29 protein-coding genes and 1 riboswitch are annotated in these 26,348 nt (G+C 54.0%); of the genes, 5 read left to right on the top strand and 24 right to left on the bottom strand.

Annotated elements, in window-relative coordinates; genetic code table 11:
- Positions 1–134: 134 nt before the first annotated feature.
- The 8 genes from trpB to L0666_RS09120 form a co-directional block, all read right to left on the bottom strand.
- A complete protein-coding gene (gene trpB, locus L0666_RS09155; RefSeq protein WP_235260847.1) occupies positions 135–1,361 on the bottom strand; it encodes a tryptophan synthase subunit beta in 1,227 nt (408 codons plus the stop codon).
- Between the two features lie 81 nt (positions 1,362–1,442).
- Positions 1,443–2,105 (bottom strand): phosphoribosylanthranilate isomerase, encoded by a 663-nt coding sequence (locus L0666_RS09150; protein ID WP_235260845.1) that lies wholly within the window; start codon positions 2,103–2,105, stop codon positions 1,443–1,445.
- Between the two features lie 5 nt (positions 2,106–2,110).
- Positions 2,111–2,461, bottom strand: a complete 351-nt coding sequence (locus L0666_RS09145; RefSeq protein WP_235260842.1) for a lipopolysaccharide assembly protein LapA domain-containing protein — start codon at positions 2,459–2,461, stop codon at positions 2,111–2,113.
- Between the two features lie 9 nt (positions 2,462–2,470).
- On the bottom strand, positions 2,471–2,752 hold the full coding sequence (gene ihfB / locus L0666_RS09140) for an integration host factor subunit beta (protein ID WP_235260840.1): 282 nt from the start codon (positions 2,750–2,752) through the stop codon (positions 2,471–2,473).
- A 307-nt stretch (positions 2,753–3,059) separates the two neighbouring features.
- Complete coding sequence (gene rpsA / locus L0666_RS09135; RefSeq protein WP_336246278.1) at positions 3,060–4,784, bottom strand: 30S ribosomal protein S1; 1,725 nt, start codon at positions 4,782–4,784, stop codon at positions 3,060–3,062.
- A 383-nt stretch (positions 4,785–5,167) separates the two neighbouring features.
- On the bottom strand, positions 5,168–6,724 hold the full coding sequence (locus tag L0666_RS09130; RefSeq protein WP_235260822.1) for an alanine/glycine:cation symporter family protein: 1,557 nt from the start codon (positions 6,722–6,724) through the stop codon (positions 5,168–5,170).
- A gap of 11 nt (positions 6,725–6,735) precedes the next feature.
- Positions 6,736–7,167 carry a universal stress protein gene (locus tag L0666_RS09125; protein WP_235260820.1) on the bottom strand — a complete coding sequence of 144 codons (432 nt, stop codon included), beginning with the start codon at positions 7,165–7,167 and terminating at the stop codon, positions 6,736–6,738.
- Between the two features lie 318 nt (positions 7,168–7,485).
- Entirely contained in the window at positions 7,486–8,055 is a 570-nt protein-coding gene (locus tag L0666_RS09120; protein WP_235260818.1) for a carboxymuconolactone decarboxylase family protein, read from the bottom strand.
- Between the two features lie 104 nt (positions 8,056–8,159).
- On the opposite strand from L0666_RS09120, the gene L0666_RS09115 reads away from it, so the two are divergent.
- Complete coding sequence (locus L0666_RS09115) at positions 8,160–8,732, top strand: TetR/AcrR family transcriptional regulator (protein ID WP_235260816.1); 573 nt, start codon at positions 8,160–8,162, stop codon at positions 8,730–8,732.
- A 65-nt stretch (positions 8,733–8,797) separates the two neighbouring features.
- On the opposite strand, the gene L0666_RS09110 is transcribed toward L0666_RS09115, so the two are convergent.
- Entirely contained in the window at positions 8,798–9,451 is a 654-nt protein-coding gene (locus L0666_RS09110; RefSeq protein WP_235260814.1) for an NAD(P)H-dependent oxidoreductase, read from the bottom strand.
- 114 nt (positions 9,452–9,565) lie between these two features.
- Positions 9,566–10,729 (bottom strand): DUF2130 domain-containing protein, encoded by a 1,164-nt coding sequence (locus L0666_RS09105; RefSeq protein ID WP_235260812.1) that lies wholly within the window; start codon positions 10,727–10,729, stop codon positions 9,566–9,568.
- Between the two features lie 100 nt (positions 10,730–10,829).
- Between L0666_RS09105 and L0666_RS09100 the strand changes: the two genes are divergently transcribed.
- A complete protein-coding gene (locus L0666_RS09100; protein ID WP_235260805.1) occupies positions 10,830–11,477 on the top strand; it encodes a hypothetical protein in 648 nt (215 codons plus the stop codon).
- Entirely contained in the window at positions 11,477–12,124 is a 648-nt protein-coding gene (locus tag L0666_RS09095) for a histidine phosphatase family protein (protein ID WP_235260802.1), read from the top strand. Before L0666_RS09100 ends, L0666_RS09095 begins: the two co-directional genes overlap by 1 nt.
- 3 nt (positions 12,125–12,127) lie before the next feature.
- Here the strand turns inward: L0666_RS09095 and cmk are convergent, their stop codons facing one another.
- The 12 genes from cmk to miaB form a co-directional block, all read right to left on the bottom strand.
- The gene (gene cmk / locus L0666_RS09090) at positions 12,128–12,736 is read right to left on the bottom strand and encodes a (d)CMP kinase (protein WP_235260801.1); all 609 of its coding nucleotides are present in this window, start codon (positions 12,734–12,736) and stop codon (positions 12,128–12,130) included.
- Positions 12,737–12,827: 91 nt separating this feature from the next.
- Complete coding sequence (gene aroA / locus L0666_RS09085) at positions 12,828–14,180, bottom strand: 3-phosphoshikimate 1-carboxyvinyltransferase (protein ID WP_235260794.1); 1,353 nt, start codon at positions 14,178–14,180, stop codon at positions 12,828–12,830.
- Positions 14,181–14,232: 52 nt separating this feature from the next.
- Positions 14,233–14,934, bottom strand: a complete 702-nt coding sequence (trmB, locus tag L0666_RS09080; protein ID WP_235260791.1) for a tRNA (guanine(46)-N(7))-methyltransferase TrmB — start codon at positions 14,932–14,934, stop codon at positions 14,233–14,235.
- Positions 14,935–14,965: 31 nt separating this feature from the next.
- A complete protein-coding gene (locus L0666_RS09075) occupies positions 14,966–15,469 on the bottom strand; it encodes an ABZJ_00895 family protein (RefSeq protein WP_235260789.1) in 504 nt (167 codons plus the stop codon).
- A gap of 10 nt (positions 15,470–15,479) precedes the next feature.
- On the bottom strand, positions 15,480–16,661 hold the full coding sequence (gene metK, locus L0666_RS09070; RefSeq protein WP_235260787.1) for a methionine adenosyltransferase: 1,182 nt from the start codon (positions 16,659–16,661) through the stop codon (positions 15,480–15,482).
- Between the two features lie 6 nt (positions 16,662–16,667).
- Positions 16,668–16,716, bottom strand: a riboswitch (SAM-SAH riboswitch).
- Positions 16,717–16,731: 15 nt separating this feature from the next.
- Positions 16,732–18,270: an apolipoprotein N-acyltransferase gene (gene lnt, locus L0666_RS09065; RefSeq protein WP_235260780.1), complete on the bottom strand. Its 1,539-nt coding sequence runs from the start codon at positions 18,268–18,270 to the stop codon at positions 16,732–16,734.
- Positions 18,263–19,150, bottom strand: coding sequence for a hemolysin family protein (locus L0666_RS09060; protein WP_235260778.1), 888 nt, complete (start codon positions 19,148–19,150; stop codon positions 18,263–18,265). The genes lnt and L0666_RS09060 overlap by 8 nt, the downstream gene beginning before the upstream one ends.
- Before the next feature lie 48 nt (positions 19,151–19,198).
- Positions 19,199–19,690, bottom strand: coding sequence for an rRNA maturation RNase YbeY (ybeY, locus tag L0666_RS09055; protein ID WP_235260769.1), 492 nt, complete (start codon positions 19,688–19,690; stop codon positions 19,199–19,201).
- Positions 19,691–19,699: 9 nt separating this feature from the next.
- Positions 19,700–20,713 carry a PhoH family protein gene (locus tag L0666_RS09050; protein ID WP_235260761.1) on the bottom strand — a complete coding sequence of 338 codons (1,014 nt, stop codon included), beginning with the start codon at positions 20,711–20,713 and terminating at the stop codon, positions 19,700–19,702.
- A gap of 140 nt (positions 20,714–20,853) precedes the next feature.
- Positions 20,854–21,279 (bottom strand): hypothetical protein, encoded by a 426-nt coding sequence (locus tag L0666_RS09045; protein ID WP_235260759.1) that lies wholly within the window; start codon positions 21,277–21,279, stop codon positions 20,854–20,856.
- 2 nt (positions 21,280–21,281) lie between these two features.
- Positions 21,282–21,839, bottom strand: coding sequence for an OmpA family protein (locus tag L0666_RS09040; RefSeq protein WP_235260757.1), 558 nt, complete (start codon positions 21,837–21,839; stop codon positions 21,282–21,284).
- Between the two features lie 340 nt (positions 21,840–22,179).
- Positions 22,180–23,502 carry a tRNA (N6-isopentenyl adenosine(37)-C2)-methylthiotransferase MiaB gene (gene miaB / locus L0666_RS09035; RefSeq protein ID WP_235260755.1) on the bottom strand — a complete coding sequence of 441 codons (1,323 nt, stop codon included), beginning with the start codon at positions 23,500–23,502 and terminating at the stop codon, positions 22,180–22,182.
- 108 nt (positions 23,503–23,610) lie between these two features.
- Between miaB and L0666_RS09030 the strand changes: the two genes are divergently transcribed.
- The gene (locus tag L0666_RS09030; protein ID WP_235260748.1) at positions 23,611–24,477 is read left to right on the top strand and encodes a hypothetical protein; all 867 of its coding nucleotides are present in this window, start codon (positions 23,611–23,613) and stop codon (positions 24,475–24,477) included.
- A 33-nt stretch (positions 24,478–24,510) separates the two neighbouring features.
- Here L0666_RS09030 and L0666_RS09025 read toward each other — a convergent pair whose 3' ends face one another.
- The gene (locus L0666_RS09025; RefSeq protein ID WP_235260746.1) at positions 24,511–24,999 is read right to left on the bottom strand and encodes a hypothetical protein; all 489 of its coding nucleotides are present in this window, start codon (positions 24,997–24,999) and stop codon (positions 24,511–24,513) included.
- A gap of 48 nt (positions 25,000–25,047) precedes the next feature.
- Complete coding sequence (irr, locus tag L0666_RS09020; protein WP_235260743.1) at positions 25,048–25,476, bottom strand: Fur family transcriptional regulator Irr; 429 nt, start codon at positions 25,474–25,476, stop codon at positions 25,048–25,050.
- A 180-nt stretch (positions 25,477–25,656) separates the two neighbouring features.
- Between irr and fabA the strand changes: the two genes are divergently transcribed.
- Positions 25,657–26,166: a bifunctional 3-hydroxydecanoyl-ACP dehydratase/trans-2-decenoyl-ACP isomerase gene (gene fabA / locus L0666_RS09015; RefSeq protein ID WP_216038102.1), complete on the top strand. Its 510-nt coding sequence runs from the start codon at positions 25,657–25,659 to the stop codon at positions 26,164–26,166.
- Positions 26,167–26,348 lie beyond the last annotated feature (182 nt).

Genomic DNA, 26,348 nt, shown 5'->3' with positions numbered 1-26,348 from the left:
GTTTCCGTCGGTCATTCGCCAACTTTTTTTGTAATTCAATCGCTTTAAAGGAGGCGTGTCAAAGACAGGCATCGTAATAGGCGGACCGCCACTCATGGTAGCGTCCGAAATTGCAGCCCATTTGAAAAGTCGCCTTAAGCCTCTGACATGTCCCAACCGAGCGCTTTCGCCACGGTAAAGATGTCCTTATCGCCGCGCCCGCACATGTTCATGACAAGCAAGTGATCCTTTGGCAGCTTGGGGGCGATCTTGCAGACATGGGCCAAGGCGTGGGATGGCTCTAGTGCAGGAATGATCCCTTCCATCTCGCAGGAGAGCTGAAACGCTTCCAGTGCTTCGACATCCGTAATCGACACATACTCAGCACGGCCGATTTCATGCAGCCAGCTGTGCTCAGGTCCGATCCCAGGATAATCTAGGCCCGCAGATATCGAATGGCCCTCTAGAATTTGGCCGTCATCATCCTGCAACAGATACGTGCGGTTGCCGTGCAACACCCCCGGACGACCGCCTGTCAGCGACGCACAGTGTTCCATCTTAGCGTTCACGCCTTTCCCACCAGCTTCGACGCCGATGATGTTGACGCTCTTGTCGTCGAGGAACGGGAAGAACAAACCCATCGCGTTTGACCCACCGCCAATTGCCGCGATCAATGTATCGGGCAACCGGCCTTCTGCAGCTTGCAACTGCTCTTTGGTTTCTTTGCCGATGATCGCTTGGAAATCACGAACCATAGCAGGGTATGGATGTGGCCCAGCAACGGTGCCGATACAGTAGAACGTATCGCGCACGTTAGTCACCCAATCGCGCAGTGCGTCGTTCATCGCGTCTTTCAGTGTGCCACGGCCCGACGTCACAGGAACAACCTCTGCGCCAAGCAGTTTCATACGGAATACGTTGGGGGCCTGACGTTCAACATCATGAGCGCCCATGTAGACAACACATTTCAATCCGAACTTTGCACAAACCGTCGCCGTAGCCACGCCGTGCTGCCCAGCACCCGTTTCCGCGATGATCCGTGTCTTGCCCATGCGGCGTGCCAGAATGATCTGGCCCAGCACGTTGTTAATCTTATGCGCTCCGGTGTGGTTCAACTCGTCACGCTTAAGGTAGATCTTTGCGCCGCCCAAATGCTCTGTAAGGCGTTCGGCGTGGTACAACGGGGATGGGCGACCAACATAGTGCGTCCAAAGATCGTGCATTTCCGCCCAGAACGACTCGTCCGTTTTGGCGTGCTCATACTGGTCCTCAAGTTCAAGGATCAGTGGCATCAACGTTTCAGAGACGAACCGCCCACCGAAATCACCGAAACGGCCTTTTTCATCAGGGCCAGTCATGAAGGAATTGAATAGATCGTTCATCGCGCGTCTCCGCCGTTTGCATGGGGCTGGCGCGAGATGTAGCGCGGTCCTGCCATCCCGTAAAGCCGCCCGTGGTGTTTCCTAGCTCAGCGAGGGTGCCGCGGGTGCATTTGCCGCATTAATGAACGCTCGGATCATATCCGCGTCCTTCACACCGGGCGCAGATTCCACCCCCGAAGACACATCCAACTGCGTCGCTCCCGTTTTGGCGAGTGCCAGCGCTGCGTTCTGCGGTGTTAGGCCGCCCGCCAGCAACCATGGTTTGGTCCAGTATTTGCGCGACCGAAGAAGTTCCCAATCAAACGCTAAACCATTGCCGCCCGGCAAAACTGCACCTTTGGGGGCTTTGGCATCGATTAACAGCTGATCTGCGACGTCTGAATAGATGTCGATCTGGTCCAAGTCAGCAGCGTCCGCGATCCCGATGGCCTTGAGGACCGGTAAACCATAGCGCGCGCGTACTTCTGCGACACGCTGTGGGCTTTCACTTCCATGTAGCTGCAACATGTCCGTCGTTGTGGTGTTCACAATCTCATCAAGCGTTGCATCATCCGCATTCACCGTCAACGAAACCTTGGCCACGCCCATCGGCACATCCAGCATCAACGCCGCCGCCTGCTCGGGGGACACATAACGCGGACTTTTCGGAAAAAAGTTAAACCCAAGATAGCGCGCGCCTGCGTCGGCCGCAGCCGCAACTGTTACGGGCTCAATCAGCCCGCAAATCTTTACTGGAACGGTCATAGTGTTCAGCTGGCTTTATCAAGCAAAGCGACGATCTCGTCTTTGCCTTCGTGCTTTTCAGTTTTCAGCGAATCGATCTCGCGCTTCAGCGCATCAACTTCACGGACCTTGGACTTAGCGTGGCTGCGCATACGGTGCTCACGAACCCATTCCCACAGGAAGCCAATCAGCAAGCCAATACCGACACCTATAAAGATCGCCATAAACAAAGGCATCTCAATATCCGGTGAAATCCCCAGCGGCGCCGCCAATGCTTCAGGCATTGCGCGCAAAGTCACAATACCGCGGTTCGCCATCCCGACGATTATGAGGCAAACCGCTACGATCAGCCAAAAGGTATATTTGATATATTTCATGACGGCAGTTTACTTCCCGTTCAGGCGGTCCCGCAAGAGCTTACCGGTCTTAAAAAAGGGTACATGTTTCTCATCGACTTGAACCGCATCCCCTGTTCGTGGGTTACGTCCCAGACGGGCGTCGCGTTTCTTAACAGAAAAAGCGCCAAATCCGCGGAGTTCGACACGATCACCATCCGCCATTGCGTCGATGATACGATCAAAAATCGTGTTCACGATTTTCTCTACGTCACGTTGATAGAGATGCGGGTTTTCCGCAGCAATGGTATCAATCAGCTTGGACCGGATCATGTAGTCGTCTCCCCAGGTTTTATCAGTGGCAGTGGCGCACCTGCCCTTTGGCGATAACTATAGGGTGGAAATTTCGTTCACGGAAGAACCCGATCCACAAATTTACCTGCCTTTTCAGACGTTTTCAGGCCTTTATCCGCTGAGATTGGTATTTCGAGCGGCACTCAACCGGAGTCACAAGAATTGCCGCAGAGCAGCATTCGCTCCCGATTCGCGGTGATCCCTCCCCAGAACGACAAAACCCCGCCGGTTTTCACCAGCGGGGTTCGTCATTTTCAAACGGCCCGGTATGGGCCGAAACGATCGATTACTCGTCGTCGCCTTTGTTCAAGGCTGCGCCCAAGATATCGCCCAAAGATGCGCCGGAGTCGGAAGAACCGAACTGCTCAACTGCTTCTTTTTCTTCTGCGATTTCGCGTGCTTTGATGGACAAGCCCAAACGACGCGTCTTGGCGTCGATGTTGGTGACGCGAACGTCAACCTTATCGCCTACGCCGAAACGCTCTGGGCGCTGCTCTGCACGGTCACGGGACAGGTCAGAACGACGGATGAAGGATTTAGCGCCTTCATAGTCGACTTCGATGCCGCCGTCTTCGATCTTGGTCACTTCAACAGTGATGATCGTACCGCGCTTAACGTCGCCAGTTGCGTCTGCAAACGGGTCACCGTCCATAGCTTTGATAGAGAGGCTGATGCGCTCTTTCTCAACGTCTACTTCTGTAACCTTAGCATTTACCATGTCACCCTTACGGTAGTCACCGATAACGTCTTCGCCGCGGCCTTCCCATGTCAGGTCGGACAAGTGAACCATGCCGTCGATGTCGCCTTCGAGGCCAACAAACAGACCGAATTCGGTGATGTTTTTGACTTCGCCTTCGACTTCAGTGCCTTCAGGGTGTGTTTCTGCAAACACTTCCCATGGGTTACGCTGTGTCTGCTTGAGGCCAAGGGAAACGCGACGCTTTGTTTCGTCGATTTCCAGAACCATGACTTCAACTTCTTGAGAAGTAGACACGATCTTGCCTGGGTGTACGTTTTTCTTTGTCCAAGACATTTCGGAAACGTGCACAAGACCTTCAACACCGGCTTCCAGCTCAACAAAAGCGCCATAGTCAGTGATGTTTGTCACGCGACCAGTGTGAACTGTGTCCAGCGCGTATTTCGCGGCCACTGCATCCCATGGGTCTTCCTGCAACTGCTTCATGCCGAGGCTGATGCGGTGCGTGTCTTTGTTGATCTTGATCACCTGAACCTTGATTGTCTCACCGATAGTGAGGATCTCGGATGGGTGGTTCACACGGCGCCATGCCATGTCTGTGACGTGCAACAGGCCGTCTACGCCGCCAAGGTCAACGAACGCACCGTATTCAGTGATGTTCTTAACCACGCCGTCAACTTCCTGACCTTCTGTCAGGTTGCCGATGACTTCAGCGCGCTGTTCTGCACGGGACTCTTCGAGGATTGCGCGACGGGACACAACGATGTTGCCACGACGACGGTCCATCTTAAGAACCTGGAACGGCTGCTTCAGACCCATCAATGGGCCAGCGTCGCGTACTGGGCGTACGTCAACTTGGGAACCCGGCAAGAACGCAACTGCGCCGCCCAGATCAACAGTAAAGCCACCTTTAACGCGACCAAAGATTGCGCCTTCAACGCGCTCTTCGTCTGCATATGCTTTCTCGAGGCGATCCCAAGCTTCTTCACGGCGTGCCATCTCGCGGGAGATAACTGCTTCACCGCGGGCGTTTTCAGACGAACGAAGGAATACTTCGACGCTGTCGCCAACATTGATTTCAGGAGCTTCGCCAGGATTTGCGAATTCTTTTACGTCAACGCGGCCTTCCATTTTGTAGCCTACGTCGATGATAGCTTGGCCATTCTCGATTGCGATGACTTTGCCTTTTACGACACTACCTTCTTGAGGTGTGTCGATTTCGAAGCTTTCGTTCAAGAGTGCTTCAAACTCGTCCATTGATACGTTCTGAGCCATGTGGCGTCTGTTTCCGGTATGTGTTTGCCTGCGCGGGATCGGTTCCGCCGGACTTTTGGTTTCAATTTATTGCTAGGCCTATGAACAACAAAAGAGGGCCGGAAACTCCGACCCTGCTCAGCTGTGCGTTCTAACGACCCATCAACAGGCGCGCGTATAGGCTGGTTTGATGTTATTTGCAAGGCGTATGAGGAGAAGCAATCTTTCAACAGCATCCATCAAATTGTGAACCAAAACCGCGCTGACAAAACTACCGACCAATGTCAGCAATGCCGGACAAAGCAGACACTCGCGGCGAGTTGATCAATGTCTGGTTTAGCGAAACGTTCAAAAAACGGCCGGTTTGTGAGTGGGTATGAACGCAAAAAGCCGCCCCATTCTTTTTTCAGGGGGCGGCTTTTCAATTTTGTGGTTACTTTACCTTAGTGCGAGAATTTCTTGATCTCGCCCGATTTCAATCGCGCTGAGTAAGATGCCAGCTCTTTACGGACAATCTTCATCAGGAAATACAGGCTGAAGATGTTCACGACAGCCATCGCAAAGATCGCAGCGTCAGAGAAGTCGATCACTGGGCCAAGGCTTGCAGCCGCGCCGATCACGATGAAGATGCAGAAGATGACTTTGAACGTCAATTCCGTCCCCTTGCCTTCGCCGAACAGATACGTCCACGCTTTCAGGCCATAGTAGGACCATGAAATCATTGTGGAGAACGCGAACAAGATGACCGCAATCGCCAAGACAAACGGGAACCAACCAATTGCCGAACCGAATGCCGCAGCCGTTAGAGCCACGCCTGTGTTGCCGTCAACAGTTGCAATTGCGCTGCCAGCTTCGTTTAGCATGTAGTTGCCTGTTGCTTGATCAATGATCAACTGCTGGGAAATCACGATGACCAGTGCGGTCATTGTACAGATCACAACGGTATCGATCAGTGGTTCAAGCAAGGACACAAAGCCTTCGGTGATTGGTTCTTTGGTTTTCACCGCAGAGTGCGCGATCGCCGCGGACCCAACACCAGCTTCGTTTGAAAACGCCGCCCGTTTGAACCCTTGGATCAATGCACCAACCATACCGCCAGCGACGCCAAGACCCGTGAAGGCACCTGCGAAGATTTGGCCAAAGGCCCAGCCGATCATGTTGTAGTTCACGATTAGAACGATGAGTGCTGCACCGACATAGAGGATGCCCATGAATGGAACGACCTTTTCGGTTACGCGTGCGATGGATTTCACACCACCAACGATCACCGCAAACACAACACCTGCGAAAACGACGCCTGTGATCCAACCTGGATAATCACCCGTGATGCCAGAAATCGCAGCGTGCGCTTGGTTCGCTTGGAACATGTTGCCGCCACCCAATGCGCCCAAGATACAGAAGATCGAAAACAGAACCGCAAGAATCTTACCGCCTGGAAGGCCGAGCTCGTCGAAGCCCTTAGAGATATAGTACATCGGACCACCAGAAACAGTACCGTCTGGATATTCGTTGCGATATTTCACGCCCAAAGTACATTCGGTAAACTTGGATGCCATCCCCAGAAGACCCGCAAGGATCATCCAGAACGTTGCACCGGGGCCACCGATACCGACGGCGACAGCAACACCTGCGATGTTACCAAGACCAACAGTCCCGGACAAAGCCGTTGCCAAAGCCTGAAAATGGCTCACCTCACCAGCATCATTCGGGTCCGAATAGTCGCCCTTAACCAACCCGATTGCGTGGCCGAAGAAACGGAATTGCACCGCAGCAAAATAGATCGTGAAAACAGTCGCACCGATCACTAACCACATAACGATCCACGGGAAGTTGGTGCCCGGAATCGACATGAAGATAAAGTTGACGAACCAACCTGTCGCAGCTGAAAAGCCAGCGTTTACTTTTTCGTCCAACGACATTGCGGCGTCCTGTGCCGATGCGGGGACCGCTGCAGCAAGAAATGCCGCAGCCATAATTGCGAAACGATATAATAAAGTCATAATATTGATCCCTATGCCACGACGGTGACAGGGACACGGGCATCCATCACCAAGTTAGCTGTTGAACTACCAAAAATACGTTTGGAGAAACCACCAGCGCTAGATCGCGCGACGATGATCTGGCTTGCGCCTTCGTCATGGGCAATGTTGTCAATCGTATCGGCCACATCACCGTGACGTACCACAGCACGTGCCGTCAGACCCGCATCTGTAAGTGTCTTAACTGCAGGGTTCAGCACCCGCTCCATTGCAATTGCGATTTCTTCTTCGCGGCGTTTATGGCGCTGCGCATTTTCCTCTGCAGTCTGAAATGAAAATGGCGACCATTCGATCACGTACACCACGATCAGTTCGCAGCTTTCCATCCGGTTGGCTAAATCCTTCGCAAATTCGAGGGCCTTATCCCCCGAACTTTGCCCGTCAAGGCCAATAACTAGTTTCATAACTTTGCCTCTCACTGTTTGAATATGCTCAGGTAAGGCCAGATAACCCCTCCGTGTAAAGAGTTTTGAATTACTCTGGGTTGTGCCGTTCGTGGAAATCGCTCAAAAAACAGGCACAAATCGCTTCGAAAATCGTAGCCCATAAAGTTCTACATTACCTAAGTATTCATAGAGGTTTTGCTGATCCGCTCGCGCTCAACAGACATTCGTGCCAACGGCTACATCGGTCAGACGGGGCTCAAACCTGCCGTTCGATAAAATTACGAAAAGGGGCACCAAGCGGCGCCCCTTTCCATGACCTGAAACAAACAACTTAGCTTAAGACTCAACAGGAGTGTCGCCGCGTTCCCAAAGCAGCGGGTGGAACACTTCGTCCACCGGCGTTTTGGCGAAGTGGTTGATGTAATTGGACATCGTCTTCTGAGCCACGACCAGAACCACATCCAACGCGGAACGGTGGGTGAAGCCCGCCGCGAAGAATGCTTCGAACTGAGCGTCTTCAATGTTACCGCGCTGACGGACAACCTGAAGCGTGAATTTGCGCAGAGCTTCGAGCTTAGCTGTTGGCAGTGGCGCTTCGTCGCGCAATGCGTTGGACAGCGCGTCGTCAACTTTCATCATCTTCGCGATGCCTGTGTGGGCTGGCACACAATAGTGGCATTCGTTTTCGACGTTAATCGTCTGCCAAACGACAGTGATTTCGTCCGCGTCAAAATCTGTCTCTGTCGCGAGCTTGTGTAGCACTTGGTAACCGTCAAGCGCCTGTGGGCTACCTGACATAACCTTGTGCAAACCAGGAAGACGGCCAAACGCCGCTTGGGATTTTTCCAGCAAAGGCTTGGATGCTTCGGGCGCAGTCTCGAGATCGTAGGATGGGAAGTCTGTCATGGGAATCTCCGTTTGAGTTGATGACTGACATTTGCCCTTTCTTGAGTGATCACTCAAGTATATAATTGAGTAGACGCTCAACAATATTGTGATCACCGCGAAACATGCCACGTAAACCATCATATGACAGAGACGATCTCATACGCCGCGCCCGCGACGTGTTCTGGAAACAGGGCTGGGCAGGAACGTCTCTCAAGGATCTGGAAAAGACGCTGAACCTCAAGCCGGGCAGCTTTTATGCCGCATTCGGGTCCAAAGATGCGCTGTATCAACTAACGTTGGATCAATACGCAAAAGACGGGGCTGCCGCTCTTGAGGCATTGGCACAAGACCGTGGACCCCTTGGCGCATTGCAGGCCTACCCCCGCCATATCATCGAAAACGATGCCGCTGCCGCGCGGGCCTGTATGTTGGTCAAGACCATGCTCGAACTGTCACCGCATGATCATCCGCTCGCCGATCACGCAAACGCGCACCTCAACACGATGGAAAATCGTTTTTCCGCTCTGTTTTCAGCGGCGCAGGATAATCAGGAGATCGGCGACACGCATGATCCCGCACGCCTCGCACGCCGGTATCAATCTGACTTACTGGGGATGCGTATTTCGGCAGAACGGCCCGGACACGACAGCGCCAGCACGATCGACGAAATCGAACAAAGTCTCGCGCGACTATAAATACAGAACCGCCGACCAACACATACTGATCGGCGGCTTGTTATTCTTCTACCTAGTCGAATGGATCAATCGATCCGCTCAAACAGTACATCTTTGCTTTTGCGGACTTTTGCCATCGGCGCCAGCCAATCGCCTTCATCAGCGCGCGTGCCGATCGCAAGGTAGCTTACTGCTTTCAGCCCTTGATCCGACAGCCCGAGAATTTCATCAACTGCGGCGGCGTCAAAGCCTTCCATTGGGGTTGTGTCGATCTGCATCTGTGCAGCCGTGTACATCGCAAACCCAAGCGCAATGTAGGATTGGCGTGCCGCGTGTTCAAAGTTCACATAAGGGTCGCGTGGCAAATACATGGCCTTCAGATTGCCGTAGTACCCTTCGAGCATCTCACGCGTGCCAGGGCGCTGTTCTGCGTGAACATCAACGACATTGTCGATCCGGTCTTCGCTGTAATTGTCCCACGCCGCAAAAACGAGCAACGCTGTGCTGTCCGTCACTTGTGGCTGGTCAAACGACACCGCACGCAACTTGGCACGCACATCATCATTGCGAATGACAAGAACCTTGAACGGTTGTGAACCACTGGATGTAGGAGCCAATTGGATCGAGTCCAAAACTGCATCAATCTTGTCGTCTGAAACCGGCTTTGAGGGATCGAACTTTTTAACGGCATAACGCCACTGCAAAGCGTCGGAAAGCGTGGTGGGAAGCGCATCTAACATCGGAAAATCCTTTTGGTCCCTGCACTCTTATTGAGTGCGTCATTACGACAAGTAGGTTGTAACTCCGCTTGCGCAATGCCCCAGCATCCACATTCAATGTGCGTATTTGCACGGCTAGTCGTGATCGCGGTCCTGACCAATCATCAAAGCATCCACACTTTCGATTTCGGGCATGGATCGGCCCGCAATTCCCTGGAGGTCTCCATGCATCCCGACGGTCGACGCAATCACCAAATCAATCTGTTTCGCGCGCAACGCCCATTGCTTTTCAATGAACACACGTTCCTTGCGTAGATTGTCTTGCATGTCTTCGAACCGTTCAACGATGGCATCAATTCGCTGCTTGAACTGCGTTCCAGTCAGGTAGTCATAGACCATTTCCATCTTGGTCTCCTGCCCCATTGCACGCCCTTTAGCGCCCGCGACTTCAATAAGGCCTTGGCGTAACGACGTCGCCAACGGAATTGCATAGCGCGGCGCGCACACCCAGACACCATCAACGATGCCAAAACTTTCGATGCCGTCCGGTAGCGCCACTGACGTAATCACTGCAATCTCGCATCCGCTGCTGCGTTGATCGTCGCGCAACTTGGCCAGCCAACCCGCCGTCCAGTTCTTCGTACGTTTACTTTCCCAAAGAATACGCCCCGCGATGCCGCCCTGCCCCATGACATCTTGCTGCACATCTGCACCGCTTTGCCCCTTAGCCACGGGAGAGAAGCCGTCCATCGGAAATGCTTGCGAAAGCGTATCTTCCAGAACCATTTCTGCAGCCTCGCCCTGAGTCTGCATCGACCCCTGTTCGGACTTTTGTTTCAACGCTTCGATTTGCTTTTTCATGCCTTCGATCATCTGCGCCTGTTCGGCCACTTTTAGTGCAGCCTTCTCTTCGGCGTCCTTGGCCAGCTTTTCGCCCATGGCTTCGCGCTCCGCCGCGATCATCTTTTGAACGGTCAGTTCGAGTTCCGCTTCTTTGTCCTGCAGTTCCTGTTCGCGTTTCATCGCCTTGGTCGCGGCGGCTTGGGCCTCTCGCAATTTGGCGTCTTGTTCTTTCAGGCGTTCTGCCATGGCGACGTGTTCCGCGTTCGCCTCCGCTTTACCAGCCGCCAAGGCTTGTGCTTTGGCTTCAGCGACGGCGCGTGCAGCATCGGCTTCTTGGCGCGCCAGCGTTTCAGCAAATCGTTTCTGATTGTCCGCCAATAATGGTCCGGCAAGTTGTTCGGTCAATTCGATCTCGCTGTTGCAAGTCGGGCATGTGATCGTGAGGTCAGACATCATGGTACTTTCGGCTGGGAATTGCCCAACTCCTAGCACGTCACCGATTGTGCCTCCAGCGGTGGTAGGTCATTGTCGCACAATGTTTCGATTGCTTGCCTTGATGGCCTTTTTACCTTCGCTCGCCGCCGCCGATTGGTCGCCGCGCCCATTGCTTTTCACATATGAAGCGACATTGGACACCTGCGTCGCGGACCCAAATCGCCTCGATCTCGCCCGCAATTGCGAAAAAGACCTCAGCGCGGCTTATGTCTTGAAGCGCGCCGTCGCTTTGGCCGCATTTGAGTGCGGTTTTACTGATGCCGAAACATGTGCAGCCCCCTTTGAGGACGAAGGCCTGCCTGCTTTGGCAGCCTCTATCGCCATTGACGTGGGGTGCGATGCAACCGCAATTGCAACCCTGCCCGAAGACGAACCTTTCCCGCCGAACCATTGCGTGACAGTTGCGTCAGACATCATGATTGATGAAGGCGTTGTGCCGCTACGGCTGGACATTTACTGCGGGATCAACTGGATCGAATGTGGTGAACTGGCGCTGATAAACGATGCGTTCTGGAAGGACCAAGTCGAACAGGCTGCCCCCGACGATCCTCTCATTCGTGAACTTCAATTGCGCAACATAGCGGAGTGTGAAATGCAGTCGCGCGATGTCGGGGGCTGGGCCATCGATCTGAATGCGCTCGAATGCACCAGCGCACGTTCGGCCAGTCTTTGGGCTGATCTAGCGCAAGGAATGGAACAGGAAAACTGATGGGTGAACTTTACTTGGTTCGACACGGGCAAGCCAATACGGGCGCCGAAACGGAAGAAGACTATGATCGCCTGTCAGACCTAGGCCATGTCCAAGCCAGACTTTTGGGCGATTGGATGCGCGATCACGAGGACCCCTTTGATCAGATTCTAGCGGGCACGATGCGTCGCCATCGCGAAACCGCCGCAGGGATGGGCTATGCCCCTGAACGCTTCGATGAACGCCTGAACGAAATGGAATATTTCGCCCTCGTTCGGGAAATGCAGTTGCAACACGGGATAGACCCTCCAAATAATGAAGAAGAATTCACCGAACACATGCCGAAAACTCTAGCCGCATGGGAACAAGCGACCATAAAAGGTGCTGAGCCCTTCGCGACATTCGAAACTCGTATCCTAACAGCGCTAAAAGAAGCCACGAAACCCGGCAAACGGGTGCTTTGCGTCACATCAGGCGGTGTGATCGGCATGGTGATGCGCGGCGCACTCGGCCTCAGCACGCATCAAATGGCGCATGTGCTTTTGCCGATCTACAACTCGTCGCTTCACCGGTTCCGCATCCGTCCAGAGGGCACGTTTCTGATGACCTTCAATGGGATACCGCACCTAGATGCGCCAAGCCTCTCGGATCATCGGACCCACATCTAGATCTTAGCTTTGCTTGGCTTTGATGTGGGCAATTGCTTGCGCAATAGCGTCCTCGGCACTCAGGTCAGACGTGTCCAACTGTATTGCGTCCTCTGCAGGCTTCAGAGGGGCCGTCTCGCGTTCACTGTCGCGTTTGTCACGCGCCAGTACATCGGCGAGAACCTGTTCGAATTCCAAACCCATCCCATTGGCGTTCAGCTCGTCCAGACGTCGTTGCGCACGAGTTGCGGCACTGGCCGTGACAAACAACTTAACATCCGCGTTCGGGCAAATGACGGTTCCAATATCGCGCCCGTCCAGAACCGCGCCACCGTCGCGCCCCGCAAACTGTATTTGAAACGCGATCAAGGCCGCGCGGACATCTCTGTCCACTGCAACACGGCTGGCGGCTTGCGCGACTTCGGGGGTGCGCAGATGCTTTGCGTCTAAATCAATCGCCTCAAGGGTTTGCGCAGCTTGCAACGGGTCCGCCCCGTTCAAGACTTTGGCCCCAACCGCGCGATACAATAGCCCTGTATCCAGATGGGCAAACCCAAAATGCGCGGCAACCGCTTTGGCAATCGTACCTTTGCCTGCGGCCGCAGGCCCGTCGATAGCAACCGTGAACTTCATATTGTTCTCCTTAGGGCACAATCAAAACCGCACCTATCCTAAGATAGGAAAGAAATCGCGATCGAACCAGCACCCCTGCGCGGGGACAAGATTATGCGTTCTGCCGCACGATCCCGGCACCAAGATCTTTCATCAAGCCTTCGAATATCGGGAACGAGGTTGCAATCGGGCCGCCATCATCGACCGACATCGGCTTATTCGTCGCTAATCCCATAACAAGGAACGACATCGCGATACGGTGATCCAACTGGCTCGCCGCAGTTATGCCACCTTCGACATTGCCAAAGCCTGCGCCAGTAACGATCCACCAATCGTCGCCTTCGTCAACGGCTACACCGGCGGCCCGCAGCCCTTTTGCCATAGCGTCAATCCGGTCGCTTTCCTTGACGCGCAACTCTTTGACGCCCCGCATCACAGTGTCGCCCTTCGCAAAGGCCGCGACCACTGACAACACTGGGTATTCGTCGATCATCGATGCTGCTCGCGCAGGAGGCACTTCGATGCCCTTCATATCAGGTGAATAACGCGCGCGCAGATCGGCTACGGGCTCACCACCTTCTTCACGCATATTCTCGAATGTCAGATCTGCACCCATCTCTTGTAGAGTGTAGAACAGCCCAGCGCGTGTCGGGTTCAGCCCGATATTGGGGACCAACACGTCAGATCCTTCGGCCAACAACGCAGCACAAACAGGAAACGCTGCCGAGCTTGGGTCGCGTGGCACAACAATCGTTTGCGGTTTCAACTCTGGCTGACCCACAAGAGTGATCACACGACCTTCGTCGGTTTCTTCAACGCTCAGCTCTGCGCCAAAACCCACCAACATCCGTTCTGTGTGATCGCGCGTCGCTTCTTTCTCGATCACCACAGTTTGACCGGGGGCATTCAATCCTGCCAACAGAACAGCGGATTTCACTTGCGCCGATGGCATCGGCACCGTGTAGCGCACAGGCACAGGGGCCTTCGCCCCTACAATGGTCATCGGCAGACGGCCACCTGCGCGGCCGACGGCCTGTGTGCCGAACAAAGCCAAAGGATCCGTCACACGCCCCATAGGACGCCCGTTCAGAGACGCGTCACCCGTAAACGTCACGGTGATATCACTGGTCGCCATCGTCCCCATGATCAACCGGACACCCGTGCCAGAGTTGCCACAATCGATTACGTTGTCAGGCTCCGAAAATCCACCAACACCCACGCCATGCACCGACCATTCACCGCCGCCGTGGTTAATTACCTCTGCGCCAAACGCTTCCATAGCGCGACCAGTGTCCAACACGTCTTGCCCTTCCAGAAGACCGGAAATCTTTGTCTCACCGACGGCCATCGCACCTAAAATCAATGACCGATGCGAAATCGACTTATCACCGGGAACATGAGCTTCGCCCTTCAAAGGGCCGCCCTTGCGGGATGTCATTGGAATTGGGTCGCCATGGCTCGACATATTGTGTCCTTCAAAACTGTTAGCGCCTGATAAACTGCTAACTACAGAACGTCTATGTCTTGCGGAAGGTTAGGTAATGAGGAGTTCGCCCCTCACGCAGAGCTTTTTGTTCGTACCTTGTAGAAATCCAATCGCTCCAAGGTGTGCGCCAATCGGTCGGCCCTTCGGCCAGCCACTCAAACCCTGCCTTAGGAACTTCTTCTAGTGTTTGACGCACGTAGTCCGGAATATCTGTCGCAACGCGAAACTCTGCCCCCGGCTTCAAAACCCGCACGAGTGGTTCAAGATGTTCCGGTGTTACAAAGCGACGGCGGTGATGACGCGCCTTGGGCCAAGGATCAGGATACAACAGGAACGCTTTAGAAATAGATGCGTCCGGTAAAACATCAAACATGTCCCGCACATCACCCGGGTAGATGCGCAGATTATCAACGCTTGCATTACGGATTTTGCCCAACAGCATCGCGACGCCGTTAATATACGGCTCACATCCGATAATCCCAACGTTCGGATTTTCAACCGCTTGATGGATCACGTGCTCACCACCGCCAAAACCAACCTCAAGCCACGTATCATTGCCGCCGAACAGCCCCTGCAAATCAAGGTTTTCGCGGGTAGGGTTTACGTCCCAATCCACAAGACCAGGGGACAAAGCCGCGAGATCATCTTCTAGATAACCCTTTTGGCTATCCTTCAGATGTTTGCCCTTTAGGCGGCCATAGAAATTGCGATGCGGACGGTCTGGATGTTTCATCCCTGCCCTTTAGCTTCGCCGTCCAACATTCTCAACCTTTGCGCGCTGCTTTCGCGGCCAGACGCTCAGCTTTCTTGATTTCGCCGCGTACGCCGGACCAAAGCATCAGCTTGATCACAAGGATCAGGAAAACCGCAAAACCACCTGCAATCATCATCAACAATTGGCTGTCATTGTTCCACATGTCCGCCATTGCGCCGCGTTCGCCATCCGTCAACGGAACGATCAGTGTGCCGACCCCGATCATTACAGCGCTCACCGCAAATGTAAGAAGCGTGAAAACCACGGCCATGAACCAGCCTTCGCCAGCGGTCATTCGCCTTTGTTCATGTTTGTAGAACTGCTGCGCAACGAGCATGGCAGGAACAATTACAGACACCACTCCCATCCCCGAACCACTTCCGCCTTGAAAGTATCGGGCTGCGAGGTCCAGCATGAACGTGTGCGCGGCCCAGATAATCGCAACAATCGCCAAAATAACGGCAATGTTGTAGATGACAAAACGCGTACAGTAGAACCCAAATGACTTGGTCATGGTATTTGCCTCAAACTTCTTTTTTCAAAACGTCTACGAGATCAGTGGCTTCCCATGAGAACCCGCCATCGGCATCCGGCTTACGGCCGAAGTGCCCGTAAGCAGCCGTGCGCTGATAGATCGGCTTATTCAATTGCAGATGTGTGCGAATGCCGCGCGGGGTCAAATCCATGACCTTCGGGATCGCAGCCTCAATCGCCGCGGCCTCAACCTTCCCAGTCTGGTGCGTATCTACGTAAATAGACAGCGGAGCAGCAACGCCAATGGCATAGGACAACTGCACAGTGCAGCGGTCGGCCATCCCTGACGCCACAACGTTCTTGGCCAGATATCGCGCAGCGTAAGCGGCCGAACGGTCCACCTTGGTCGGATCTTTGCCAGAAAACGCACCGCCGCCGTGGGGTGCGGCACCGCCATACGTATCGACGATAATTTTGCGCCCCGTCAGACCCGCGTCCCCATCAGGTCCACCAATGACAAACTTACCCGTGGGATTCACGTGCCACGCCGTCTGATCATCAAGCCAACCATCGGGCAGAACTTCACGGATATAAGGTTCGATCACGGCACGCACATCTGCGCTGGTCATGTTTTCGTCAAGGTGCTGGGTCGACAGCACCAACGACGACACCCCAACAGGCACACCGTTCTCATACCGAACTGACAGCTGAGATTTTGCGTCTGGACCAAGTGTCGGTTCGGTTCCGTTCTTACGGACCTCTGCCAAACGGCGCAACACGGCGTGGGCATAGTGAATTGGAGCAGGCATCAGTTCCGGCGTTTCATTCACAGCATAACCGAACATAATGCCCTGATCGCCAGCACCTTCGTCTTTGGTGCCAGCAGCATCAACGCCTTGAGCAATGTGCGCAGACTGCTCATGCAACAGGTTCAACACATTGCAGTATTTCCAGTGAAACTTGTCCTGTTCATACCCGATGTCTTTGATGCAATCGCGGGCAATCTGGTCGATATCACCCATCATCGCCGTTAGGCGGGTCGGGTCTGACAAGCCAATTTCGCCACCGATAACAACTTGGTTTGTCGTCGCGAAGGTCTCTGCGGCCACACGTGCTTCGGGTTCGATCGCAATCATCGCATCTAGGACCGCGTCCGAGATACGGTCACAAACTTTATCGGGATGCCCCTCGGAAACGGATTCCGACGTAAAGGTGTAGTTTTGACGTGCCATGAGAAGTGCTCCAGTTCATATGCCAATCCACGTCAGGAAGCCGTTGTGGATGGATTAAGGTTGGTTCCGCCTATCCCTGCTCAACCAGTGGGTCAACGGCTATAACGCGACGTCGCACAAGCCCCAGCAAAAAGAAGAGGCCCAGCAACACCAGCAACGGCCAATCCCGGATCCGCGCATAAGCTGTCGGCGGCAAGGCGTTGGGCACATGTGCGTCAAGGTAGCCGGCCTCGTTCAACGGCAAGCTGTCAACGATCTCACCACGCGCATCGATAACGGCGGAAATTCCAGTGTTTGCAGCACGGATAACGGGTAGGCCCTGTTCAATCGCCCGCGCCTGCGCTTGAACCAAATGCTGACGAGGACCAGCATTCGTACCAAACCAAGCATCATTCGTCAGAATCAACAGAACATCGGGGCGCACGTCACCACGTTGGATTTCTTCAGGGAAAATCCCTTCGTAACAAATCAGGACCCGTGCAAGGCCAAACCCGTCGATCTCCATCAACCCATCGCTTTGACCCGCTGTGAATCCTGCGACTTGCTCAACCAAAGTGCCAAGCCCAAGCGGGACCAGAACATGGGCAAACGGAATATATTCACCAAACGGCACCAGATGGGCCTTATCCATAATGTCGGCAACGGTCGTCGGTCCCTCGATCACAATGGCGGAGTTGAAGTAGTTGTTGGCGTCTTCGCGCTGAATGCCGGCCACCACCGGGGCGCCACGCGCCGCAATCGACATCCGTTCGATCAAGGGTTGGGCATAATTCAACAATGACGGAATAGATGTTTCCGGCCAAATTACTACGTCGGGCGGATCACCTGCGCTCGTTTGGGCAATCGCGCGTTCGAAGAAAACTGGCATCCAGTCGCGGTCCCACTTTTGATGCTGCGGCGCGTTCGGTTGAACCAGACGAAGAGTGACTTCTGCATTTGGTTCTGGCGCTTGCGGCGTTAGCGCCTGCAAACCGATTGTGACGAACAAACACCCGACCAAAGACGGCCAAATCAACGTCCACCCACGGTGCAAACAATAGGCCACCACCCCAATGAGACCCAAAAATAACAAGGTCGTGCCATAAGGCCCAACCCAAGCGAACCACACATCCCCGACGCCGCCAATCAAGGTGTAAGACGGCAATCCCCACGGAAACCCAGTGAAAACATGACCGCGCATAAGTTCAGCAAGGGTCAATGTGATTGGCAGCCACAGCATCGCACTCGCCCGCCCCACCGAGAACCAACGCGCCAACCAAAACGCAGCCCCCCAAAACAAGGCTAATCCCCCCGAAAGCAATAGGATCGCAAAGGGCGCCATCCAACCATGGCGCACAGGATCGACAAGAAAGGGCTCGATGATCCAACGCAGCGTTACGGCAAAGTAACCAACCCCAAGAAGCCAGCCAAACGATGCGGCCTTCTTCGGGGCAGCAGGCAAGATCAGTAACGCCAAGATGAATGGGATCGTGACCCACCAAAAACCGGTAGCCCAACTTTCGTGGCCGAGTGCAGCCAAAGCCCCCAGAACGACAGGTGCCGCACTACGCGCCACGCGTGGCCAAGCAGCGAACCGTTGTGCTAGATCGCTGGGGTGCAGCCTAGCCACCGCTCGTCCCTGTTAGTCGGACGCGCAGCCGTTTAATGCGGCGCGGATCGGCTTCGACCACTTCAAATTCAGGCCCATCAGGGTGAACGATCACTTCGCCGCGTGCAGGCACATGTCCCGCCAACATGAACACAAGACCACCTAACGTTTCGATCTCTTCTTCGTCGATTTCGTCGTGTTCCGTCAAAGGCATGCCAATTTCAGACTCAAATTCATCCAACGGCGCCTTGGCTTCGACCATAAAAACGCCCGGTTTCTCGGCGACCCAAAGCGTGTCTTCGTCGGCATCGTGTTCATCTTCGATTTCGCCGACGACCTGTTCGATTAGATCTTCGATGGTCACCAGCCCGTCAGAACCGCCGTATTCATCAATGACCAATGCCATATGAATACGTTCCGCTTGCATTTTTTGCAGCAGGACTCCTAGCGGCATCGATGGCGGCACAAACAACAACGTTCGCGCAAGATCACGCAGATTGAACGTTTTGGATCGTCCGTTAAATCCATGCGTCAACGCGAAGTCCTTGAGGTTCACAAACCCGATGGGCGTATCCAACGTCCCGTCAAACACCGGCAAACGAGTCAGCCCGCTGTCGCGAAATACTTGCACGAGATCATCGCGATTGATCGTCACCGGAACAGCCACGATATCCGCTTTGGGGATCATTACATCTTCGACCCGCATGCTGCGCAGGTTCATCATCCCGCGCGCTTCGAGCGGCGGGGCATATCCTGTCACGGGGGTAATATCTTCGGGGGTGTCCGAGGGGCTAAGCGCCTCGACTATACGGCTGAAAAAGCCGCGCTTACTCTTGCTAACTTGGATATCACTTAGCGCGCTTTGCGCTGCGCTAGAAGGTCCGTCGGTGGTGTCGCCCATTGTCTCCGTTTCCAAATGCGGCCGCATACTGCGACCAAGATACTGTCCTTACGAATATGGGTCAGGGATGTCCAGTTTGCCAAGGATTTCTGTCTCTAAACCCTCCATAAGCGTGGCGTCCCCGTCACGTATGTGATCAAAGCCCAACAAATGAAGGGTTCCGTGCACCAAAAGGTGGATCACATGATGCTCAAATGGCTTACCCGCCTCGGCGGCTTCGCGCGCACAAGTATCGTAGGAAATGGCGATATCACCCAATTCGGCGTCCATCGGCAGACTCGGCGGATCAGGCATTTCACCGTCATTTTCGGCGGCCCTCTCATCAGATGGCCATGACAGTACATTGGTCGCACTGCCCTTTTGACGAAAATCTTCGTTCAACGCGGCGATGCGTGCATCATCACAGGCCAAAATACTGACCTCGAACGGGGCTGGATCCAGCCTGACACCGGATAGGGCAGCCGCCACCGCTTGCTCGGCCAGCAGGGCTAGGTTTTCCGTCCAGCGGTCATCTTCAACGATAATGTCAGCAACTGCCACGGCGGGAACCTATTTGGGGTCGTCTTTGTCGTAGGCTTCGATAATCGCCGCCACAAGTGGATGACGCACGACGTCCTTGGACGTGAAGTAGTTGAAATCAATCTTGGGAATATGCGCCAATAGCCGTTCTGCGTCCCGCAAGCCCGAGCTCACGCCACGAGGCAAATCGATTTGGGTCCGGTCGCCGGTGATGACCATTCGAGACCCCTCACCCAGACGGGTCAGGAACATCTTCATCTGCATGGTTGTTGCGTTCTGGGCTTCGTCCAGCACCACGAACGCGCGGCTAAGGGTCCGCCCTCGCATAAACGCAAGAGGCGCGATTTCGATCTTCTTTTCCTCAATCAACTTTTCTACCTGCTTGGCGGGCAGAAAATCATTCAAGGCATCGTAAAGCGGCTGCATATATGGATCGACTTTGTCCTTCATATCACCGGGCAAATAACCAAGCTTTTCACCTGCTTCGACCGCAGGACGGCTGAGGATGATCTTATCGACATGACCGCCAATAAACAGGTTCACACCAACAGCGACCGCCAAATAGGTTTTGCCTGTCCCCGCTGGCCCAATTCCAAACGCCAGCTCGTTCTTGAACAACGATTTGACATAAGCCTTCTGGGCATCGGTGCGCGGTTCCACCAGTTTCTTTCGGGTTTTGATCTCAACCCGATCACCGACGCCTAGATCCATCTGATCCCCAACCGGGGATCCCGTCCCTTTTTCGGAAGACCCCATGCGCACTTCGCGGTCGATGTCTGCCATCTCTACGGCACGACCCGCTTCGAGGCGTTCATAAAGAGACTGTAGCACTTCGGCCGCTTCGGTCTGTGCAGCGGGTTCGCCGTGAATGGACAATTGATTCCCACGGCGCAGAACTTGCACACTGAGTTTTAGCTCAATGTCAGCAAGGTGACGGTCATGTTCGCCACACAAATCAATCAAAAGGAAGTTGTCAGGAAACTCCAGCACAACAGGTGCTGCGTCTTTCTCGTACGGTGTCGGGGGTAGCGTTGTCGTAGTCAATCAACTCTCCGGCGTTTGGTTTCCCCAATGGTGGCGGGTCGCGAGCGAACACGCAAGCCATCCCTTCAAATTGTCACACTTTTGAAACGAAAAAAGGCCGCGGTTTTCACCGCAGCCTTTCTTTTGGTCATTTAGGTGCATCAGTGCGAATGCGCGTCTGCCGGGTGCACCGTCTGGAACTGACCTTCGTTCGTACGAACTTGAACGGTTTCGACACGAACGGGAACAGGGTCACCTGGAACGTCGTCACGAATACCCGCAGAGTTACTTTGGTAGTTGCCATAAACAACACCAGGCTCACCGGCACACACCGGAAGACCCGTGACTGGGTCAAGGCGGTTGCTGGCACGGCCATCGATACCATCATCAATGATCCAAGCCTGACAGCCATCCGGTGTCACCGCAATACCGGCGTTGTCTCCCAAGTGGCTGTCTTTATCGCGGCCAAGATCGGCGGCAACGGCGATGTAGTCGTTTGGCCCCTGATAGCGGCGGGTCCCTTCGACACTACAGGCCGTCAAGCTGCCAACAGCGCCGATTACGAGTGCAAGTTTCAATGTATTCATGATTACCACCTGTAGCAGATTACTTCGACGCGACGGTTTTTAGCCATCCCGGCGCTGGTTCCATTGGATGCGACTGGACGGGTTTCGCCGAAGCCAATCTCGCGTTCAATCATTGCGCCCACACTACGGCCAACGTTCGCAACCGCACGAGCGCGGTGCTCGGACAAAGTCTGGTTGTAAGCGTTAGACGCACGGCTATCCGTATGGCCATAGACCGCAAAGCCGGAAACGCCACCTTGGCTAAAGACTTCTTGCAAGCGTGCGCGTGCGTTGTCTGTCAAACGGTAGCTGTCAGTGTGGAACATGGCATCCGTTTCGCCAACAAAACAAGTTTCGACCTGCATGCAGACCGGGCGACCTGTTTCCGGATCAAGGCGGTTGACCTGAAATTGTTCGAAACCACCGTCAGCCATCCAGTGCATACAGCCATCCGGATCGATCCAGATACCCCACTGAATGCGGCCAGACTGCTCTCCGCGCTCAAAAGTTTGCGCGGACGCGGACGCCGCGAGGGCCCCAACAAGCGCAACGGCCGCTAAGCCGATTTTTAGATATTTCATTAGATTTGGCATTCCGAATCCCCCGTAATCATAACTGCGCGCGTGTGGTTTATGCCCACGGCCAACGCGTTGCCCACTTGTCGCTTCATTTTTCTGCCCTGTCTTACCAACTACATTCACTAAGAGTGCCTGAAGGATGGCAAGCCATCTCGTGGACACTTTGTCACTTTATCCGCAAGAGAATAACAATTTTTAGCCACATTGGAAGGTAAAAACACAAGATATTGTAGCTAAACCGACAACAATCATGGGTCTAATGGGGGTATTAGCCCCCACAAACAGCCCAAGGTTGCCCCGCACGTCAATTACCTAAACGTGCAAGTTGTGTTCGCGATTCAGGTTAGCAGATTTCGCCACCCAACGAGTTTCTTTCAGACTTCACGATCAGGACGTCCCTTATGTCACCAATGGACACATCGGAGACCTCAGCAAACACGGCATGCAGGTATTCTGACTTACCAATCATCTGTCCCGCCTCGCGGCCGTGTTTTTCAAATAATACCTTAACCTTGCGCCCAATCATGGAGTCCTGAATGTCGCGCTGCTGTTCCCCCAGAAGGGCCTGCAGTCGGTGAAGGCGGTCCAACTTCACGTCCTCATCGACTTGGGCACGTTCGGCGGCGGGTGTGCCAGGGCGCGTTGAGTACTTGAACGAATACGCCTGCCCGTAACCAACAGTACGGACCAAATCCATAGTGTCTTCGAAATCGGCTTCGGTCTCACCAGGAAAGCCGACAATAAAGTCACCAGACAACAAGAGATCGGGACGCGCGCCGCGAATACGCTCAATCAGTTTGATGTACTCGTCGCGTGTATGTTTCCGATTCATTGCCTTGAGAATCTTGTCAGAACCTGACTGAACAGGCAGATGCAGATACGGCATAAGCTTATCGCAAGTCCCATGCGCCTCGATCAAAGCATCATCCATGTCGTTGGGGTGACTGGTCGTGAAACGGATACGTTCCAAACCATCGACTTTATCCAGATCCCAGATCAGTCCCGCCAAGCCACCATCATGGCCGTGGTAGGCGTTAACGTTCTGCCCGAGCAGCGTAATTTCACGAACACCCGCTTCGACCAATTCCTGAGCCTCACGGATAATACGTTCACTTGGGCGGCTGACTTCGGCTCCTCGCGTATAAGGCACCACACAGAAGGCGCAGAACTTGTCGCAGCCTTCTTGCACGGTCAAGAACGCCGTTGGCCCACGCTTAGCCTTGGGGCGCGACTTTAACGTTTCAAATTTATCGTCCTCTGGAAAATCCGTATCCAAAGCTTTCTCACCCTTGGTGACGGCTTCTTCCATAGCCGGCAAGCGGTGATAACTTTGCGGCCCCACCACCAGATCGACCATAGGCTGGCGCTTCATGATTTCGGCGCCCTCGGCCTGTGCCACACAGCCAGCAACGCCGATCTTTAGATCCGGCTTCTCAGCTTTCAGTCCCTTAAGACGCCCGAGTTCAGAATAGATCTTTTCCGCCGCCTTTTCACGAATGTGACAGGTGTTCAGCAGGATCATATCCGCATCTTCGGGGGTCTGCGTGGTTTCATAGCCCTGCCCACCAAGGCTTTCGGCCATGCGTTCACTATCATAGACGTTCATCTGGCACCCGTAGGTCTTGATGAACAGCTTTTTGTTGTTTGATTTGTTCGGAGCGGACATATGGACAGCTTTCGTGGATGGAATTCGGCAGCATTTAGCGTAAGGCCTGCCTGCTTGCAATGAAGCGTGATTTACAAGACATTAGCCGCAATCAGGCAGAGCAACCAAATGAACCAGTATTCAGACCTCACCAGCTTTTTGAAAGACGGCGCGCCCAAACTGCTGAAGGGTCCTGTTGCATTGATATTTGCCGAGGACGAAGTCGAGCTGGATGCAACCATACGCCACCACATCGACGCGGGATTTCGCCATACAGTCGTTTTCGCAATGCCCGAATTTTCCATAGCCGAAGACGTCGCTGAACAGATTTTCCGTGTAGATTACAATGTACGGACACCGACCGCGTTAGAAACAGCAGTTAACGGCGTGATGAGGGCTACTGGCGATATCTGGATTTACTACTGCTATAACGCCGAGTTCTTATTCCATCCCTTCTGCGAACACCGCACCGTTGGCGAAATGATTGCGTTCAACGTTGAAGAACGGCGCGACACTGTCCTGACCTATGTGGTCGATCTATATACGGGCGATCTGTGGCAGAACACGAATGCGGTTTGCATAGAAGACGCCCACCTAGACAAGACAGGGTATTACGCACTGGCCCGCAAAGATCGCTGGAACAATGATCTGGATCGCCAATTGGATTTCTTTGGAGGCCTGCGGTGGCGGTTCGAAGAACACATTCCCGCGCCAAAACGGCGTATCGACCGAGTTGCCCTATTCCGCAACAAACCGGGATTGGTGTTCTTGCCCGATCATCTGTTCAACGATCCCGAATACAACACCTACGCCTGCCCGTGGCACCACAACTTAACAGCCACGATTTGTTCCTTCCGCACAGCCAAAGCGCTCAAACGCAATCCTGGGTCTACGTTTGATATCGACACATTCAAATGGCACAACTCAACCCCGTTTGAATGGCATAGCCAGCAGTTGCTAGATTTGGGCCTGATGGAACCGGGGCAGTGGTTTTAGATTGGGACGAGCGACGCAAAATCACTCCCCCAACTAAGCCACAGCAACACCCATATCGCCTGACTGCTGTGCCTTTTTGTGAACAGAGCTGAAAGGCCAATCAATCGCGGCCATCACCAAACCAGCACGAACAGGCGCTTGTTCAATAAAGCCGCGACGCAGTTCTGCGACAGCGGGCTGAATCTCGATCACCTCATTAGCGTCGGACCACAGGTTATCCGTCATTGGTGGCACAGGTACATGTTTCGCAAATGCTGACATGATCAGCCGAAGCGCGCCGCCCACACCAAACTCACCGCACGGAAAAATGCACAAAAGCTGCATCTCGGACGGTAAGACGACGGCTGCTTCAACCTCAAAGGTCCACCTTTTCTGGGCCAAAGCAACGCAATCACGCAGTATACGCACATGGCGCACCAGCAAATCAGATCGCGGGTCAGCCAGCCGCATTGTAACCGAGACAAACGCATCATCGGGAGAAGCAGGGACCAGAGGGCGGGGGAATGGGGTTTGTAAGCTCATGCCCCATCATGGGACAAACGAGGTTAAAATCTCATGAAGCGCTATGAGTTAGCTGCGACGTAACCGGATTACGACATCCACGGACGCAATTTCTGCACCCTCTGGCGCATTTGGTATCCGTGCGATTTCAAGCTGCTCTGCTGGCGCGTCTGACAAGCGATTGTCGTCTTCCCAGTAGAAATGCGGGTGATCCGACATATTCGTGTCGAAATAGCTCTTGCTGCCATCCACCGTGATCTCACGAAGCAAACCGGCGTCACAAAACGCGCGCAACGTATTGTAGACAGTGGCCAAAGACACCTTTTCGCGGGTTTGTGTTGCCGCTTCGAACAGGCTTTCGGCGGTGACGTGGCGATCACGTCCATCCCCAACCAACAATCCGGCAAGTGCAACACGTTGCCGTGTCGGTCGCAGCCCTGCCCCCGCGAGCCACTGTGTGCCGCGTTCAGAGAGTTCATTAGAGGTAACGTCCGCCATTTCGGCACCTTTTGATCTGATCCCCTCTAATATGGGGAAATCTCCGTCCCTGTTCAATCTAAAATGCGAATAGGTCGCAGCCAGAACGTGTGTTTGGCGGCTCTCTTGCCCTTGGTAATCCCAAGATGATAGCAGGGAACAACTGCCAGAAATGCACCACTCCACAAGGACACACCTATCATGAGCGAATTCCCAACAAGTTTTGACCGCGATGACCTTCTAAAATGTGCTCGCGGGGAGCTTTTTGGCGAAGGCAATGCACAATTGCCCGAACCACCTATGCTGATGATGGACCGCATTACCGATATCTCTGGTGATGGCGGCGCACACGGCAAAGGTCACGTAATGGCCGAATTCGATATTACGCCCGACCTTTGGTTCTTTGAATGCCACTTCCCCGGCAACCCTATCATGCCCGGCTGCTTGGGGCTTGATGGTCTGTGGCAGCTTACGGGGTTCAACCTCGGCTGGCGCGGCTGGAAAGGCCGCGGCTACGCGCTTGGCGTTGGTGAAATCAAACTCAAAGCAATGGTTCGCCCAACGGCGAAAATGATCACCTATGAAATCGACTTCACCAAAGCAGTCCAAACCCGCCGCCTGACAATGGGCGTCGCCGACGGCATCGTTAAAGTTGACGGTGAACTGGCCTATGAAGTCAAAGACATGAAAGTCGCGCTGAGCGAGAGCTGAGCATCGGTTCGTCTATGTTCGATTTTACCCAAAGCTCATTTGCAGTTCTCTGCCTTGTGAGCCTCTGTATCTATTTGGGCTATGTCTTCTACTTCATGCTCCCGACTGAAATGGCGACACATCGGGGGAGAGACACTGCAAGCTGGATAATCATCGCAATTCTGGTCAGTCCTCTAGTGGCA

Origin of the sequence: Octadecabacter algicola (assembly GCF_021532625.1) — a bacterium.
GTDB lineage: Bacteria > Pseudomonadota > Alphaproteobacteria > Rhodobacterales > Rhodobacteraceae > Octadecabacter > Octadecabacter algicola.
Note: the sequence above shows the minus strand (reverse complement) of the source record. Positions and strands in the feature narration are given on the sequence as shown.